At 39.2% G+C, this 17,704-nt stretch carries 18 protein-coding genes and 1 pseudogene; 8 read left to right on the forward strand and 11 right to left on the reverse strand.

The genetic code is table 11. The features are described 5' to 3' along the window. Positions 1-1,424: 1,424 nt before the first annotated feature. The 3 genes from AC6ER9_RS02425 to AC6ER9_RS02435 form a co-directional block, all read right to left on the reverse strand. Positions 1,425-1,589: a hypothetical protein gene (locus AC6ER9_RS02425; RefSeq protein WP_497074844.1), complete on the reverse strand. Its 165-nt coding sequence runs from the start codon at positions 1,587-1,589 to the stop codon at positions 1,425-1,427. A 9-nt stretch (positions 1,590-1,598) separates the two neighbouring features. Further along, on the reverse strand, positions 1,599-2,024 hold the full coding sequence (locus AC6ER9_RS02430) for a hypothetical protein (RefSeq protein ID WP_497074845.1): 426 nt from the start codon (positions 2,022-2,024) through the stop codon (positions 1,599-1,601). Positions 2,025-3,370: 1,346 nt separating this feature from the next. After that, a complete protein-coding gene (locus AC6ER9_RS02435) occupies positions 3,371-3,511 on the reverse strand; it encodes a hypothetical protein (RefSeq protein ID WP_497074846.1) in 141 nt (46 codons plus the stop codon). Between the two features lie 176 nt (positions 3,512-3,687). Between AC6ER9_RS02435 and AC6ER9_RS02440 the strand changes: the two genes are divergently transcribed. After that, positions 3,688-4,287: a hypothetical protein gene (locus AC6ER9_RS02440; protein ID WP_497074847.1), complete on the forward strand. Its 600-nt coding sequence runs from the start codon at positions 3,688-3,690 to the stop codon at positions 4,285-4,287. Positions 4,288-5,570: 1,283 nt separating this feature from the next. On the opposite strand, the gene AC6ER9_RS02445 is transcribed toward AC6ER9_RS02440, so the two are convergent. The 4 genes from AC6ER9_RS02445 to AC6ER9_RS02460 form a co-directional block, all read right to left on the reverse strand. Further along, positions 5,571-5,771, reverse strand: coding sequence for a hypothetical protein (locus tag AC6ER9_RS02445; RefSeq protein ID WP_497074848.1), 201 nt, complete (start codon positions 5,769-5,771; stop codon positions 5,571-5,573). A gap of 206 nt (positions 5,772-5,977) precedes the next feature. Continuing rightward, positions 5,978-6,142 (reverse strand): hypothetical protein, encoded by a 165-nt coding sequence (locus AC6ER9_RS02450; protein ID WP_497074849.1) that lies wholly within the window; start codon positions 6,140-6,142, stop codon positions 5,978-5,980. 236 nt (positions 6,143-6,378) lie between these two features. After that, a complete protein-coding gene (locus AC6ER9_RS02455) occupies positions 6,379-6,555 on the reverse strand; it encodes a hypothetical protein (RefSeq protein WP_497074850.1) in 177 nt (58 codons plus the stop codon). Positions 6,556-8,051: 1,496 nt separating this feature from the next. Next, positions 8,052-8,201, reverse strand: a complete 150-nt coding sequence (locus AC6ER9_RS02460; protein WP_497074851.1) for a hypothetical protein — start codon at positions 8,199-8,201, stop codon at positions 8,052-8,054. A 699-nt stretch (positions 8,202-8,900) separates the two neighbouring features. Here AC6ER9_RS02460 and AC6ER9_RS02465 point away from each other — a divergent pair. From AC6ER9_RS02465 to AC6ER9_RS02475, 3 genes are all read left to right on the forward strand, one after another. Further along, the gene (locus tag AC6ER9_RS02465) at positions 8,901-9,821 is read left to right on the forward strand and encodes a YopJ/AvrA family T3SS effector serine/threonine acetyltransferase (protein WP_497074852.1); all 921 of its coding nucleotides are present in this window, start codon (positions 8,901-8,903) and stop codon (positions 9,819-9,821) included. A gap of 419 nt (positions 9,822-10,240) precedes the next feature. After that, the gene (locus tag AC6ER9_RS02470; protein WP_497074853.1) at positions 10,241-11,182 is read left to right on the forward strand and encodes a YopJ/AvrA family T3SS effector serine/threonine acetyltransferase; all 942 of its coding nucleotides are present in this window, start codon (positions 10,241-10,243) and stop codon (positions 11,180-11,182) included. A gap of 252 nt (positions 11,183-11,434) precedes the next feature. Beyond that, the gene (locus AC6ER9_RS02475) at positions 11,435-12,379 is read left to right on the forward strand and encodes a YopJ/AvrA family T3SS effector serine/threonine acetyltransferase (protein ID WP_497074854.1); all 945 of its coding nucleotides are present in this window, start codon (positions 11,435-11,437) and stop codon (positions 12,377-12,379) included. Between the two features lie 217 nt (positions 12,380-12,596). Here AC6ER9_RS02475 and AC6ER9_RS02480 read toward each other — a convergent pair whose 3' ends face one another. Together AC6ER9_RS02480 and AC6ER9_RS02485 are read right to left on the reverse strand one after the other, a co-directional pair. Beyond that, on the reverse strand, positions 12,597-12,878 hold the full coding sequence (locus AC6ER9_RS02480; RefSeq protein ID WP_497074855.1) for a hypothetical protein: 282 nt from the start codon (positions 12,876-12,878) through the stop codon (positions 12,597-12,599). A gap of 68 nt (positions 12,879-12,946) precedes the next feature. Beyond that, complete coding sequence (locus AC6ER9_RS02485) at positions 12,947-13,072, reverse strand: hypothetical protein (protein WP_497074856.1); 126 nt, start codon at positions 13,070-13,072, stop codon at positions 12,947-12,949. Positions 13,073-13,611: 539 nt separating this feature from the next. Here AC6ER9_RS02485 and bgtA point away from each other — a divergent pair. Genes bgtA through AC6ER9_RS02505 form a run of 4 tightly spaced genes read left to right on the forward strand, consistent with a single transcriptional unit; the run spans position 13,612 to position 14,836 of the window. Further along, on the forward strand, positions 13,612-14,274 hold the full coding sequence (gene bgtA, locus AC6ER9_RS02490) for a gene transfer agent endolysin BgtA (protein WP_497074857.1): 663 nt from the start codon (positions 13,612-13,614) through the stop codon (positions 14,272-14,274). Beyond that, the gene (locus AC6ER9_RS02495) at positions 14,274-14,507 is read left to right on the forward strand and encodes a hypothetical protein (RefSeq protein WP_497074858.1); all 234 of its coding nucleotides are present in this window, start codon (positions 14,274-14,276) and stop codon (positions 14,505-14,507) included. The genes bgtA and AC6ER9_RS02495 overlap by 1 nt, the downstream gene beginning before the upstream one ends. Further along, positions 14,431-14,643: a hypothetical protein gene (locus tag AC6ER9_RS02500; RefSeq protein ID WP_497074859.1), complete on the forward strand. Its 213-nt coding sequence runs from the start codon at positions 14,431-14,433 to the stop codon at positions 14,641-14,643. Before AC6ER9_RS02495 ends, AC6ER9_RS02500 begins: the two co-directional genes overlap by 77 nt. Beyond that, positions 14,636-14,836, forward strand: coding sequence for a hypothetical protein (locus AC6ER9_RS02505; protein ID WP_497074860.1), 201 nt, complete (start codon positions 14,636-14,638; stop codon positions 14,834-14,836). The genes AC6ER9_RS02500 and AC6ER9_RS02505 overlap by 8 nt, the downstream gene beginning before the upstream one ends. 769 nt (positions 14,837-15,605) lie before the next feature. Here AC6ER9_RS02505 and AC6ER9_RS02510 read toward each other — a convergent pair. Together AC6ER9_RS02510 and AC6ER9_RS02515 are read right to left on the reverse strand one after the other, a co-directional pair. Then, entirely contained in the window at positions 15,606-15,737 is a 132-nt protein-coding gene (locus AC6ER9_RS02510; protein WP_497074861.1) for a hypothetical protein, read from the reverse strand. A 968-nt stretch (positions 15,738-16,705) separates the two neighbouring features. Beyond that, positions 16,706-17,440, reverse strand: a pseudogene (locus AC6ER9_RS02515) (tyrosine-type recombinase/integrase); the annotation flags it as partial. Between the last annotated feature and the right edge of the window lie 264 nt (positions 17,441-17,704).

The raw sequence follows: 17,704 nt of genomic DNA on the forward strand, positions 1-17,704 counted from the left end.
CCTTCCCCAACTCTATAAGATAACCCCGATCATTTTCAACAATGCCGGTTTATCCTCACCTAATCCTTTAAAGAGACAGCATAACGACATAAAGAGAAGAGAAACGAAAAACCATCCCCAAAATAAACAGCCCCCATCACAAAATCCCCCCACATTGTTACCATTCCGCACAACAAAATTGCACCCCCAGCAAAGCTTTGACCTCAAAGCTTTGGCCACCACGTCCTTCCTCATGAAACAGAAGCTCTCCACACCGCTCTCATACGTCTCAAAACCACCCTCTTGCTTTTCTCAAAACAGATCAGAGCTGCCGCTCCCACCCCCTTTGCCGATGGGCTTGTTGCCATTCCACACAAAAAAATTTCACCCCCAGCAAAGCTTTGACCTCAAAGCTTTGGCCACCGCGTCCTTCCCCATGGAACAGAAGCTCTCCACACCGCTCTCATACGTCTCAAAAACACCCTCTCCTGCTTTTCTCAAAGCAGATCAGAGCTGCCGCTCCCACCCCCTTTGCCGATGGCCTTGATGCCATTCCGCACAACAAAATTGCACCACCAGCAAAGCTTTGACCTCAAAGCTTTGGCCACCGCGTCCTTCCCCATGGAACAGAAGCTCTCCACACCGCTCTCATACGTCTCAAAAACACCCTCTCCTGCTTTTCTCAAAGCAGATCAGAGCTGCCGCTCCCACCCCCTTTGTCGATGGGCTTGATGCCATTCCGCACAACAAAATTGCACCACCAGCAAAGCTTTGACCTCAAAGCTTTTGCCAGCACGTCCTTCCTCATGAAACAGAAGCTCTCCACACCGCTCTCATACGTCTCAAAAACACCCTCTCCTACTTTTCTCAAAGCAGATCAGAGCTGCTGCTCCCACCCCCTTTGCTGGTGGCCTTGATGCCATTCCGCACAACAAAATTGCACCCCCAGCAAAGCTTTGACCTCAAAGCTTTTGCCACCACATCCTTCCCATGGAACAGAGGATCTCCACACCGCTCTCATACGTCTCAAAACCACCCTCTCCTGCTTTTCTCAAAGCAGATCGCTATTCCATACCTCTTTGCTTATGGTTTTTATATTCTTCTCATGAAGCTTGTGATCAGCCCTTCCCACAGGGCATCTCCAAGGTGCAATGCATGAACGGCGACAGAAGACTTCTACAAGCAAGATAGGGCCTAAAGGTCCACCCCCATAGGCCCCACTAAAAAATATCTCATGTGGAAAATAAAGACATCTCATGGAATAAATATGAGAGAGGCTTATATCTCAGCGTCTTAAACGATACCTTTTTTCCAGCATATGTTTTACACTATTTACAGCATATGCTTTACGGCACAAGTTTTACTGCGTATTCTTTACCGCGCAAGTTTTACCGCGCAGGGGATTTTACCGCACATTTACCACACAGTAGAAATTTTATTTTATATTACCTTTCAAGCTCTTCTCTCAGTGTCTTATCCAAGCTGTAATAAGCTTTTACCCGTTTGTAAAAAAAGTAATAAACACCCACAAGAACCATACTGTTTAAAACAGCAATGATAATAAGTCCAAAAAAAGCAAGAATGCCTAATAATATTGTAAAAGCAATCATTTATTCCCCCTATTTTGTTTGTGTACGAACAAGTTCATCTTGCTGGTTCGGTGTTTTTTCCAAATTTTGGATTATTTTTTTTAAACGACGATCCAATAGGAAGTGCAAGACCAAAACGATCGGTAAAAATATGATCGAAAGTTCCCAAATAAAAGTTGGTAAGAACAGAATAAAATCTGTAAAATTATCTCCCCCGCCATAAATGCCGCCAGCAAACAAATACAAGATTGACATTGGCAAATAGGCTATACGAAAAGCACCTAAGATTAATAAAACGATAGAGATACAAAAAATGATTTTATAATCTCTTATACAAAGCACCATAGATTTTTTTAAGGAAAAGAGCTGCGATTTTTTATCGAAATCTAAATGAGATATAGTCTCTGTATCTTTCTGCATCTGCGCAGATTGGTGTTGTGAATTATCTGTTGTCATGCCAGCATTACCCCGCTTTCTTATTTAAAAAACTGCCCATCTTAAAAGGCACGCTTAAAGCGCCTCTTGTCTTTCACATATCATTCATGTATTAGAAAAAAACTCCCCCATAAAATCATATGCTTGTTACACAAACAAAAGGCTGCCCCAAAATGCATAGCCCTCTTCGCACTACCCCCTTTGTACTGCCCCCTTTGCCTTGATAAATCAACCAAATACGATTCACATGGGGACCTGATCTACTTTTAGTATTATAGAATACCTATAGTAATCTTTACAAAAATTTTCAACCTATTCTTTAAATTTTTTTAATAAAAAATGAATATATTATCTCTTAACCGAAATTCTCCCGCCTTGATACCTTCCTTTCCCCCTATCAAAATAACTTCTTTTGAGACAAAATCCCTTTGATTTTGGATAACATTTCAGCCTCTTTTCGTTTTACCTCTTTATCATTGATGAGATCCATAAAAACAGCAACAGAGTTTTTTTCTCTATATTTTATTCTCTATAAAGGAGAGATAAAGAAAGATTCCAAACCAGATCACCAAACAAAATCACCGCCCAAATCATTAACCCTATCACCAAGCAGATCAGCCTGATCGCTTCCCGTTTATTTTAAGTTAACACACGATATTTTATTTGAAAATAGAGCCTTTCTTATGTTACAATAAGGAAAGTGGATAAATTTGTTTTTTATAGCTCTCAACCACGCAACATGAAGATAAAATACCACGCAGCGCCTGCAGATAAAGTCCTTTTATAAAGGGATAAAATCCTCTATAAAGGATATAAATTACAAAAGAGACGTTATAAAAGAGAACGATATACTGAACAATATGATGTGGAACAGACTTCTTGCTCCAGCACACAAGAATTAGGAATAAGACAACAAAATTAAAACAACAAGAAGAAAAACAAGACAACAGGGAAAGGAGAGAAAAGAAGAAAAAACGAGAATAAAATTCCCCCTACAAGAAGATTTCCCCCACAAAAATATCCCCCACAAGAACATTCAAGAATAACCCCAAAGAACAAAACAATATCTTTTCAAAGGAGAAGTAAAAATCAAAGGAGAAGTTAAAAAGTTTTCACAAAGTGCGCGTAAAAAAGGCGCCTTTAAAAAAGGTGCATTTAAAAAAGGGCGCGTGTACAAAAGCCTCATGCTCCTCCTAATAAGCTCCCCAATCATTTCCCCTAATAATCTCCCCAATAACTCTATGAAAAAAAACACCTCAAAAGGTAAGGAAAGCTCCATGAAACTTTATTTTTTACATTTGACAAAAATTTCTTTTCACTTTTTCCAGCAAGGTGTGAGAATTTTTTAGAAAGCCAATAATCAGCGATCAATAAAAAACAAGCAGAATAGAGGAAAAATAATTCCAGATAACATCAAAAAAAGGAGGGCTTTTTAAAGATGATTTTTTACTCCACAGCGTTGCTGTTCCCAATAACCTTCTACTTGCCGATAACGTTTCACTTCCCATAATGTTTCACCTCATTGTGCTTAAAGACTTCATTTTTTGTGCTCTGCAACGGCTCACATCCCCCCAGTGTTTTCTCCTCCCTAGTATTTTTCCCCCAGTATTTACTCAAAGTGCTTTTTACAATTCCTGTCCCCCAACAACAGACAGTTTATTTTTCATTCAAATGGTTTAAGTTCATGAAAATAAGTAAAAAACGCGGTAGACCGAAAATAACAGGTAAACTCAGAGAACCCAATGGCCGTATTTCGCGTGCCAAAAGCCCTCGCAAATCTGCGTCTCAATCAGCCCATCAATCAGCCCTTGAAATGCGTGCAAAACACTTTGGTTTAAGCCTCGAAGAAGCCAAAAACCCGCTTGTGGGAACCTATATTGGGCGTCTTTGTTTGCTTGGTTATAAAGAAGATTCATCCGGCATTAGTAAAGAGCAATATGACACAGCACAACAATACTTACAAATCAGAAACGACTATTTATGTGCCAAAGGTTTACCAAACGGCTATTATGACGGCTTTAAGCACAGTAGCTGTGATGAGAAAGCCAAAAAGCAATGGGTTGAAAGAGCAACACAACACTATGAAGAGATGCAAGAAGCAATTAAAGAAGCACAATATCAGCATCGTCAACACAACTTGCATGCGGCATTACAATATCTTGTGATAGAAGATCAACCCCTGCCAACGCTTGTTGGTTCACTGCGCATTATTCTTGATGCCCTTTATAAACATTTTGACTGTTCTAACAAAAAAAGCCTTTCTAACAAAAAGAAGCTTCGCTAAAAACACGCACTGTCTCCCCCTTCAAAGGCTAGAACATCTCAAAACCACGCCCGTAAAAAAACAAATCTAGACACTTGAGATCCACAAAGAGCCTCCCTTCTCATCCATTTTACAAATAAAAAAAACCCACGCCACAAACAAGCCTAAACACTGAGCCCCCACGCTCTAAAACACACCGTCAATCGGTCAAAGCTTTCCCCTCAAAAGAAAAAAAGAAAACCCTTTATGGCATGAACAAGACGAGTTCCCTCTCTGCAAACAGCCAACATTTTCCCTACCCCCCTATTGTAACACATCAGCCCCCTCACACACATCGCACTCAATAGTAAGGGTGTGATAAAATGCCAATCTAACGTTATTCAAGTTGAATAAGAACATTGAATATCGTAAGTTTTTCTCAAATCTGTTGAACTTAAAACAAGCAAAATCATATCGCTTGCACACCACAAGTGGGGTTTATGTGTGAGTAAAAACTGTACAAGAAAGCTGTACCTTTTCATGAAAAGTCGAGCAGTTCTAGGAGAGCACAACATTGGAAGTGAAGATATGTAATGGTATCTGCTTGCTCTTTTTATGACGCGTAAAGATGGGGCACTCCATAGATTTCATAGTATTTCATGGAGGCATTACCGTCCGTTTATTTAGGTCGACACCATAAAACCCGTCCATTCATAGTCAGCGCCATGAAATAGATTTGGTGTCTCTTTAAACAAGCTCGTGAATGTGCAACATACCTATATTTCATGGGAGGCATTCTATTTTACATGCAGGGTGTGGTCACCCCCCCCAAAAGATACGTGAAAAAAAGTGTGAGACCATACACTCTCTTTATTGATGTAAAGGACATAGGCTCTAAAGACTTTTACAAACTGTAAAGCTAACTTTAAAAATGATCGTAAATTTGATCTTTAAAACTTTATATTCTTCCAAAATTCAAGCTTTCTGCCCGTTTCAGAAATTATCCAAACAGACCCTATCCCTCATCAAACATTCTCCCTATCGCCCCCGATTGTAACACACGACATCTATCATACATGTTTTCCCAATAATAAGGTTTCCACAACCTTAACATTTAAGGCAGTTCCTTATAGGCCTTTTGAATCTTTTCTTATACAATTTTAATATAGATTTCTTTCTCTTAAAGGACGGACAAAAAACATGGCTGTGATTACAGCATAGATTTTCAATGAAAAACTTTTACGATATTTGGATCTCTCATGATAAATGAAGAAAAAAGTTATTATAACACCCTGAAGTTTTTATAAAATGACAAGCATGATCTTTTAAACCAAAGAAAACACCATCACCTTACCCCCAGCAACACCGCCCCCATACCGCCATTGACAAATCATCAATCCCAACACACACCTCCCCTCACACAAGCCATCACAACCACCAGTTGCCAACACAACCGCATAATCCATGCCTTGGCAATCACCCCAACACCTATCATCCCCCCAATAGCTGCCAACCAAAGGTTTCATGTCCTCCATAAAAGGAAACCACCCAAGAGCGTTTCACCACCCTATATCATCTCCCGCTTCTTATGCCTCCCTCCTTTCGCAAAAGAAAAAACATATTTATGAAACTCAACACATCTTTATACAAAAACTGATACCCACAACCATGAATCACCACGTCCCTCACCGCCCCCCACGATATCCCTACTGGTCATTTACCTTACCCCCAGTCATACCGCCCCATACCGCCATTGACAAATCATCAACCCCATCACACACCTCCCCTCACACAAGCCATCACAACCACCAGTTGCCAACACAACCGCATAATCCATGCCTTGGCAATCACCCCAACACCTATCATCCCCCCAATAGCTGCCAACCAAAGGTTTCATGTCCTCCATAAAAGGAAACCACCCAAGAGCGTTTCACCACCCTATATCATCTCCCGCTTCTTATGCCTCCCTCCTTTCGCAAAAGAAAAAACATATTTATGAAACTCAACACATCTTTATACAAAAACTGATACCCACAACCATGAATCACCACGTCCCTCACCGCCCCCCACGATATCCCTACTGGTCATTTACCTTACCCCCAGCAACACCGCCCCCATACCGCCATTGACAAATCAACCACCCCAATACACACCTCCCCTCACACAAGCCACCACCACAACCACCAGTTGCCAACACAACCGCATAATCCATGCCTTGGCAATCACCCCAACATCTGTCATCCCCCCCAATACCTGCCAACCAAAGGTTTCATGCCCTCCATAAAAGGAAACCATCCAGTAGCGTTTCACCACCCTATATCATCTCCCGCCACTTGTGCTTCCCTCCTTTCACAAAAGAAAAAATGTCCTTTACCGCATTTAAAAAACATTCCCCTGTAAGACAGTATATTGTGCTGCACAGTCAATAAATGAGCTTTAAATGAGCTTTTTTCTATCAATTTTTTCCCGCGATAAGAAGGAAAAATTACTGTTTTTTGTTGACAGAATATGAAAAATCGTATTTAATAATAGGTGCGGTAAAGGGGTATTTGTGTCTTCATTTCATCATTAAATAAGCCTTAAGCTTGCCATCACAGAAATCTTAAATATATTCACGTAAATCTTAAGCGTATAATGTCTCCTAACGGCATTGCTTTTGCACTCAAAGCAATGCTCAAAAACGACATAAAATCTTTGAGATCAATCGTTGATGTAAAAGATAACTGTTTGGTATTGTTAATAAGTTTTTGTATTGTTACAGACTTAAGCAAAACCTGATATTGTGGTAAAATCTGTTATAAAACAGTGTGTTTTGCAAGAATATATGGAGTTGTACAACAATATATACCGTTATACAGCAATCAATACATGAGGTTGTATAGCAATATATGCGCATGTACGAAATATGAGGGTGTATGAAATTTTACTGTTTTAAGGGGCCTTTTGCTTGTTTTAAAGTGTTTTTCTTTTGTGTCACTAACCACCATATAATTGTAAAATATTCAATAGAAGCTCTCCATAAAATACCCCAGCACCACCATAAAATATCCCTATAAAATACTGTTACCATACATCACAGAGGCGATAAACAATACACGCTCAGAAATAAGATCGCTATCTCGTATTGACGCGTAGCATATTTGGGCCTGCACCCCATCCCTCTAAGGATAAGGATTTTTAACCGATATCATGAAGAAGGGATGTCTCAAGGTGCACTTGCAATCCACAAACTTTCCCTCTTAGCGTTTTCTCATGATGGCATTCACTAAAAAATTAAAGCACTAAAAACAAGCCAAACACGAAACCCCACGCTCTTAAAAACATAAGAATCTGTCAAAGAAAACAGCCCCTCAAAAGACAAAAAGACAACCCTAACATGAACAAGACGCGTGCCCTCTCTTCAGACAGCCAATATTCCCCCTATTGCTTCCTATCAAAAAACGCCCCATTCTTCCACTTTACCCTCTGCCACAACCTTAATACTTAAGGCAACATGGATATTTTAAACCTTTGCTTATACAATTAATACAGATTTCCTTCTCTTGTGATGAACAAAAGACATGGCTTTAATTGCAACATAGGTTTTATAGTATTTCATGGAGGCATTACCGTCCGTTTATTTAGGTCGGCACCATAAAACCCGTCCATTCATAGTCAGCGTCATGAAATAGGCTTGGGAGCAGATGTCACTTTAAAATAAGCCCGCGACAATGTAACATAGATTTTCAATGATTTTTGTTAATTTGAGTTTTTTATTATAAATGAAGAAAGAAAAGTTATTATAACACCTTGAAACTTTTACAAAATTACAAGCATGATTTTTTATCCCCCCAAAAATCATCATCAGTTCCCCCCCCAGCAACACCGGCATCGACAACCATCCACCCCAATACACACCTCCCCTCACACAAGCCACCGCCACAGCGCCAGTTGCCAACACAAGATCTCAAAACCAATCATCTCTCAAAGAAAAATGCTCCCACACGTGCCCCTTTTCTCTGCAAAACGCTTACTCTTTCGCACCACAGCTCCTTTTCTCAAAAGAGCAAAAGAATGATGACACACAACAAAACCTTTATGAGAAAAAATTTTATAGACAACAGCCCATCAACAGCCACGCGACAAACGACAACGCCTTTTAAAATATTAAAAACATTTTAAAGCAGCTTGCCTTATATCATAACGTAAAGGACAATGTTTTTACGATATAATAGGTTCATTTGATAGCCCATGATTCATCATATTTTTTCCCCAAAAAATCAAAAGAATCTTTGTAAAAAAGAGGCATCATTATATATCCCCCTATCATGTATGATGTTATTTTTCACGTGTCGATCTGTTGAAAATAGACTGTTACCTTACCATTGAAATGCGCCATGAGATAAAAATAACTTAAAACATCAAGATAAAGTCAATGCATCTAGACTTCTTGCCGCCTTTACAGATTCTATAGTTATAAAAAAACACACGGATTTTAAAAACTCAAAAATCTCTCCATCAGGTCTTCGTATAAACATGAAATCTTCTTATAAAAACAGCTTCAAAATGATTTTTTCTTTAATTTTCAAGAAACAAAGGCTTTTTTCAAAACATTATTTTATCAAAATGTAAGAGAATAATATTGTCTCTAGGTCATAAACACATAGGTTCATATCATGAAACCACAAGATTCATCCACTCCTCATTCATCACCAACACCTGAAAGTGCAAGTGATTCTACAGAAAATCTTGCGACACATTTAGAACAACCCGACGATGAAACAGAACAAAATATCCCCTTCGATCGTGAAAAGTTACAAGCTATTATCGCCGGTTTAGAAGACGACATTGAAACAGGCCGCTGGTTTACAGCTGATTATGCAAGTACAGATCTTAAACTGATGCCCGCTTTGGTAGAACAAGCAAATCGCAAATATCCTGACATGAATCTTCAATTGGTAGACTCATCTCATGAGTTTGCTCATGCCCTCAAAGAAAATATCGGAAATGGTGTTCAATCTTCCCGATTTATCCTTTCCACAAAGGATAAAGGAATCCATTTTTCAGTAATTGATCATCAAACTATCGAAGACAAAGCGTCTGTGATGTTTTTTGAACCGACAACACTCAACAGTATGAAAGCAGAGATGCTCGCGTTAAGGACACAATGGGCCGTTAAATTGCATAAATTGCCCAACTGTTCTTTTTCTATAGCAGAAATGGATATTCAACGAAGTTCCTCTGAATGTGGAATGTTTAGCTTAGCCCTTGCCAAAAAGCTTTATCTTGAATCGGATAAATTAAAAAGACTGCACCAAGATAATGTTAAGGGTGTCTTATGTGAACGAGATGCGCCCTTATCAGCTGAAAAGTTAGATCCCTATCTTCCCCCTACATTTTATAAACATACACAAGGAAGAAGACGTCTTGATCAATATCTAAAAGCCAATCCAGAAGCCAAGCATGAAAAAGTCAATAAAAAGCAAGAAACCCTCACCGAAAGATTTGAAAAAAACTTAAAGGAAAACGAAGGAAAAATGGTCTCTGTTTCCCCTCACAGAAAAAGAACAACGGAATACAAATCGCTGATGATGTAATTATCTTTGACGATATCGTTGACGTTATTTCCTCTTCATAAAGGATGAATCTCTGCGGCTTTACGGCTGAGTGTGATGTGTTTTATCAATCTTCATTTCTGTTTTTTAAGGTGCTCTTTTTGAAAGAAATCAAGACGCAAACCGTAAGCCGACAATCCTTTGAAAGACAAAAGATAAAACATTGTTATTTGATAAAAATCATTACATTTTAAAGCCCATATGCTATGACTTTAAAGAAACAAAAAAGCACAAGAATTTTTGAAAAGATCTGGCGTTTTCTTATGATTTTTTTTAAGCACGACGCTCTGCTTTCATCGCTTCATCTTTCAAGAGTCAAAGGCTCTCTTTCTAACCATTGTTTAGCCAAAATGAAAGAAAATAACATCGTCTCCTGACCATAAACCACACAGGTTCTTATCATGAAGCCAGAAGATTCATCCCCCCCTCGTTTATCCCCAACACAAGAAGGAGCAAGCGCACAAGAAGGAGCACCTGAAAATGAATCCTTAGAAAGCCTTATCGCCCGTTTAAAGCAACATTCTCTCCAAGAGGAAGAAAATGTTGCTCCTCATTCTGAAGAATTACAAACTATTATTGCAAACTTAGAAGATGATCTTGTCACAGATCGTTGGGTTTTTGCGGATTATGAAGATACAGATATTAGACTGATGCCCGCTTTGGTCAAACAAGCAAACCGTAAATATCCAGAGATGAATCTGAAATTGGCTCTTACAGCAGAAGAACTTACCTACGCGCTCAAAGAAACCGTTGAGAGCGGAACACAATCTTGCCGATTTGTCGTCAATCTAGGGAGCAGAATTCATTTTGCGGCCCTAGATTATAAAACAGTTGATGACAAAATCTCTTTGATCATGTTTGAACCGACAACATTTAATAATATCAGTGCTGGAAGACTCGGGATAAAAATCAATCAAACCCTTCAATGTCTTCAACTGCCTTCCTATTCTTTTGCTATGGCAGAAATGGATATTCAACGAAGCTTTTCTGAATGTGGAATCTTTAGTTTAGCGCTTGCCAAAAAACTTCATCTTGAATCTGATAAATTAACAAGACTGCACCAAGATAATGTTAAGGGTGTCTTATGTGAACCAAATACGCCCTTACCGGCTGAAAAGTTAGATCCCTATCTTCCCCCTACATTTTATAAACATACACAAGGAAGAAGACGTCTTGATCAATATCTAAAAGCCAATCCAGAAGCCGAACATGAAAAAGTCAACAAAAAGCAAGAAACCCTCACCGAAAGGTTTGAAAAAAACTTAAAGGAAAAAGAGGACAAAATGGTCTCTGTTTCCCCTCACAGAAAAAGGATAACAGAATACAAATCTCTAATGATGTAATTGTCTTTGATGATATCGTTGACGTTATTTCCTCTTCATAAAGGATGAATCTCTGCGGCTTTACGGCGTGACACGATGTGCTTTTGTCACGCTTCATTTTTGTTTTTTAAGGTGCTCTTTTTGAAAGAAATCAAGACGCAAACCGTAAGCCGACAATCCTTTAAAGACAAAGGCTCTCTTTCTAACCATTGTTTAGCCAAAATTAAACAAAATAATATTATCTCCTGACCATAAACCACACAGGTTCTTATCATGAAGCCAGAAGATTCATCCCCCCCTCGTTTATCCCCAACACAAGAAGGAGCAAGCGCACAAGAAGGAGCACCTGAAAATGAATCCTTAGAAAGCCTTCTAGCGCGTTTAGAACAACTCAACACGTCTCCTCTAAAAGAAGAAAATGTCGCCCCTAATTCTGAAGAGTTACAAACTATTATTGCCGGTTTAGAAGATGACATTGAAACGGGACGCTGGTTTAAAGCTGGTTATGCAGTTACAGATCTTAAACTGATGCCCGCTTTGGTTGAACAAGCAAACCGTAAATATCCAGAGATGAATCTCAAATTGGCTCTATCACCTGAAGAACTTGTTCAAACGCTCAAAGAAACAGTCGATAGCGGAATAAAAGATTCTAGATTTATATTAAACACGGGAAAAAACATCCATTTTTCAGTGCTTGATCATCGAACTGTCGGTGAACAAATGTCATTGATCATGTTTGAACCTACAACTTTCGACAACATTGGGGGGTTACTAGGGCTAAGACTCAATCAAGCTCTTCAAGATAGTCAACTGCCTTCCTATTCTTTTGCTATGGCAGAAATGGATATTCAACGAAGCTCTTCTGAATGTGGAATCTTTAGTTTAGCACTTGCCAAAAAGCTTCATCTTGAATCTGATAAATTAACAAGACTGCACACGGATAATGTTAAGGGTGTCTTATGTGAACCAAATACGCCCTTACCGGCTGAAAAGTTAGATCCCTATCTTCCCCCTACATTTTATAAACATACACAAGGAAAAAAACGTCTTGATCAATATCTAAAAGCCAATCCAGAAGCCGAGCATGAAAAAGTCAACAAAAAGCAAGAAACCCTCACCGAAAGGTTTGAAAAAAACTTAAAGGAAAAAGAGGACAAAATGGTCTCTGTTTCCCCTCACAGAAAAAGGATAACAGAATACAAATCTCTGATGATGTAATTGTCTTTGATGATATCGTTGACGTTATTTCCTCTTCATAAAGGATGAATCTCTGCGGCTTTACGGCGTGACACGATGTGCTTTTGTCACGCTTCATTTTTGTTTTTCTCAATACTCTGTTTGAAAGAAGGCAAGATGCAAACAGTAAACCTCTTAAAAACAAAACGCCATTGTCCCACCACAATCATTCTAATCTTACACCAATCTTACAATTGTCTCAAAACTCCAAAGCTCTTTTTAGGATACATATTTGACGATACAGAATGCTGGATTGATTAAAATATTTTATGCTTTCGTCTTCAAGAAAAGCCCATGCCTGTTTGAGTATCACTTTATCCCAAGCACCTCCATAACCATACTTTCCCTCCATAACCAGAACTTTTCTCATCACCCCCTCTCCGCCAGTTCTTCCCCAACAGCCACCCACCACCACAATGAACATGCACACCTCACCCGCACTTACAAAACCCTCTAAAATTTCATAAAGATCCCCTCTCACGTTACCCCCATACAAAACCCATGCTCCCACAAACACCCCTAACGATACACCAGCCCCTGCGCGACCAACTAGGCTCCATCAACAAACCAACACAAAGCCCCCTCACACAAGCTACCACCACAGCGCTGGTTACCAATAAAACCGCAATAATCCACGCCTTGGAAACCACCCCAACACCAATCTCCCTTCAGCATCAGCAAACCACAAATTTTCTAATCAATAAAGCATCACCAGTTTGAAAATCATAACTCTCCCCCTCCTCTTCAAAAAAAACATATTGATGAAACTCAACACATCTTTATACAAAAACTGATACCCACAGCCATGAGCCACCCCCTCACCCCACGATAACGATAACCATCACCACTCCCCCCCAGCAACATCTCTATCGGCAACCCTTCACCCAATACAAAGCCCCCCTCACACAAGCTACCCCACAGCGCTGGTTACCAATAAAACCGCAATAATCCACACCTTGGAAACCACCCCAACACCCAAGCCCACACCAATAAGACTCCATCAAAAAACCAACACACGGAAGAAATCTCCAAACCAAACTATTAAGCCAAGGGAAAATATCACCAACCATTCCCCCATTCTCTAGAAAAGATCATAACCAACATTTTGATTTCATTAAAGTTTTACGTCTCTTCTCAAAGAGATGAAAAACACATTTTTAATCGATCAACTCAGCCTCACTTTCAATGTGGGGCTTTATTTTATGGAGAAAAAAATGAGAAAAATATCATCAACAGGACTTGCACTTATTAAACAATGGGAAGGATTGCATTTACAAGCCTATCAAGATACCATCGGGGTATGGACAATCGGCTATGGGCATACCAGTAAGGCTGGCAAACCATTTATTCATAAGGGCATGATCATCACAGAAAAACAAGCCGAAGAAATTCTTTCTCAAGATTTGAAACAATTTGAAAATACCGTTGAAAAAAATGTAATAGTTTCCTTAACAGATGAACAATTCGCTGCACTCGTATCGTTTTGCTATAATGTAGGAACAGCAGCTTTTTGCAAGTCAACCTTGCTTAAAAAGCTTAATAATGGTGAATATGAAGCTGTCCCTGCTGAATTACAAAAATGGACCAAGGCAGGCGGAAAACGTCTTCACGGTCTTGTCCACCGTCGTGCAGCAGAAACGGGCTTATGGGCAAAAGGAGCTTATGTTTCTTCCAACTATCACACCGTGGAAACAAAAAATCCCATGGGATTTTTCAAAGCAGAAGCGTTAACCCCCATTATTGGTTCTTTTTCTGGACTTGGAGGCTTATTAGCCGGCAATGGTCCCATCCAATGGGCCTTGGCAACCATTATGGTTTTAGCCGCCGGTGTTGGCATTTTCTTTGTCGCAAAACGCTTTGAGGAGCAACGCTTATAATGGGATGGCTGAAAAAAAATCTGATGATGACAGGAGCGGTTCTGACCGCTTTTTTTATCGCTTTAGCAAAAGCTTTTAGACTTGGAAAAAAGATTGAACAGCAAAAGCAAATAAAAAAAATGCTAAAGTCATCAACAACACGGCTAAAGGTGGAAAATGAAATTAATCAAAAAAGTGATGCTGATGTGCGCGCTGCTCTTAACAACTGGTTGCGCCATAAAAACAATAAATGAGCCTTCATCTTGCGTTGGTTGGATGCCCATTTATTTAGACAAAACAGATCTCAAAAACATCAGCTCAAATCTCGCCAGAGATATTTTAAAACATAACAAACAAGGGGAAGGCTTGTGTGGGTGGAAACATGGCTAGAAAACAAACAGAGCTTACAGAAAAGGAAAAAGAAATTCTGCAAGAAATTATTATGGCTTATAAGAGTATAAAAGTGATGTCACGCTATACGAAATGGGTTATATTCATCATTTTCTTATTAGCACTTGATTTTTCACGTATTATGGATGCCTTAATCAATATTTTTACACAAAAATCAAATATTCAGATCTAAAACAACCAATGGAACATGAGACGTATTCAATCTTTTAAAAAAACAAAAAACCATCCATTATTTTTCGAAAATATGGAGATCTTATTGATGATTTTGCACGTCTCATGAACCATTTTACACGCTTCACAAATGCCATGGTGAAACAAAATTTGGACATTCTAATGGCATTAATTAATTTTAGCGGCATTAAAAGAAATTTTTTTCACAAACGCGTGAATATAAACACCTTTGCTCTGACATAAGGAAATGATGGCGCTGATACACACTTTTTAAATTACTGATTGAGACCCAAAGGATTTTATCCTCTTGCACACCATCCCGAAAAGTTTAATAATAATCATTATAAAGATATTTTTTAAAAGAAGCACATCCATAAACACCACCATACAATTATCTTGCATATAAAAATACGCCCCCTCTTTACGCTTAAAAAAAGATCAAGCAGCCTCCCTTTTGCCACCCCCAAATTAATTATAAAAAAGCCCGTTTATGACACCCCAATGCCTTAATGATTTGCCCCTATTCATGAACCTCTTCATAAGAGACCTTTTTTATTTTCTTTACATATTTCACACGCCCCCCTCTCACGTGTAAACCATAAGAAATTGCTTAACAGGATAAACAGAACTGATTATGTAAAACGATACAAAAAGGCGTGACTTTTATAAATCACCCCAAAGGCTTAAGAGCTATCGCAACATTTTAAAGCAGGTCAAAATGTAACAAACCAAAATGTGCATAATTATGCTCACTTATTTCTTTACAAGCATTAAAAAGAACAGTGCTCTATAAGTTTCATACAGGTCATGGGTGCATTATACCACACATCAACCTCGACACCACACATCAACCCCCAACACCATGCACCACCCCCCACACTACGCACCAACCCCCGTACCACACATCAATTCCACCGCGAAATGAATATGAAAGTGCAAGGGCTTTTTTCTACTTATTTCTGTAAATTTGTAAAATCGTAAAAACGTGGTGCTATAAAATGAACCATAACAATGGGCACTGTGTAGGAAAAAGACGCATCTAGGGACAGTCAGAAAAACGCGCAAATGGAAGGGATCAAATAGAGCATGCTATTCATAAAAATATCAGAGCCGTGATATATTAAGAGCTATAGGGGCCGTATATTTCTTATCTCATACGCTTGTCATGATTTGCAAGAAACTAAACCACCACCAGTTCTCGCACCATGAATCACTCGTACTATGCACTATCCGCGCACTCAGCACCACAACCCCCACACCATGCACCACACCCCAACCCCCGCACTACACACCACCCCCGTACTACACATCAATTCCATCACGAAATGGGCGTGAAAGCGCAAGGGCTTTTTTCTACTTATTTCTGTAAATTTGTAAAATCGTAAAAACGTGGTGCTATAAAATGAACCATAACAATGGGCACTGTATAGGAAAAAGACGCATTTAGGGACAGTCAGAAAAACGCGCAAATGGAAGGGATCAAATAGAGCATGCTATTCATGAGAATATCAGAGCCGTGATATATTAAGAGCTATAGGGGCCGTATATTTCTTATCTCATACACTTGTCATGATTTGCAAGAAACTAAACCACCACCAGTTCTCGCACCATGAACCACTCGTACTATGCACTATCCGCGCACTAAGCACCACAACCCCCACACCATGCACCACACCCCAACCCCCGCACTACACACCACCCCCGTACCACACATCAACCTCGACACCACACATCAACCCCCGTACTACACATCAATTCCATCACGAAATGGGCGTGAAAGCGCAAGGGCTTTTTTCTACTTATTTCTGTAAATATGTAAAATCGTAAAAACGTGGTGCTATAAAATGAACCATAACAATGAGCACCCTGTAGGATTAGTACGGACACCTGTAAGAATAAGAAAACGCAAAGCCAGTTGTGTTATGATTGATGTTTCGCACAGTGTTTTATAAAAAGCCGGTATATCTTTCCAATCCATGGCTGGTATATTTTGTGCTTTATGACGTTGTTTGCCTAACAGAGCGCGTGCTTTTTCTGTTGCTTGTAAATCAACATCCAAACCTAAGGCAGCCGCATGTTTGAGACATATATTAAGACGATTAAGAGCTCTATAAGCAACTCCAGCTTTTGAATGCCAAATAGGGGAAAGCGTATTGCGTATCTCTCTGTTTTGGTAATCTCTGAAACCGGCAGACAGCCTAATTTTGGTAAAATATGAAGTTTTAAAGGTGAAAACCAATCTCCATTTTTACCATCACCTTTTAATTCAGCTTTACGAGTTTCAAAAGTATCTAGTGCAATATCTTTTAAATAATGGAGATTGCTTATTGCCTCACGCTTTTGTTTTTCACGTTCTTTAATGGGATCACGACCTTCACGTAAAACAGAACACCATTGGTTTGCATATTCACGTACTTGTTTTAAAGAGACATCTCTTAAAGCCACCCAAACCCATTTCGCGGCGTCGACCATGAATGGTATAACGGTAAATCCATTGAGCACCTTCATCTTTACGCTTATGAAATAACAAGCCAGCACCATCGTTATATTTGCCAACCCCCAATGTTGCGACAGACCTTGCATTAAGACGGTTCATAAGGACTATTTTTACTCCTTTCTTATACAAATTTAATCCACACACTCATCCCGCTTGTGATGTGCAAATGAGTGATTTTAATTGATGCAACATACACAGATTTGAAATGAGAGAATCTTAGGTTATTCGGGACTCTCATTCAATATGCAAAACAGTAAATTATCATTATAAATCAATATATTGTTGAAATAAGACGCATCTATGGACAGTCAGAAAAACGCGTAAATGGAAGGGATCAAATAGAGCATGCTATTCATGAGAATATCAGAGCCG

The sequence above is a fragment of the Bartonella sp. SL317 genome (genome assembly GCF_059687655.1).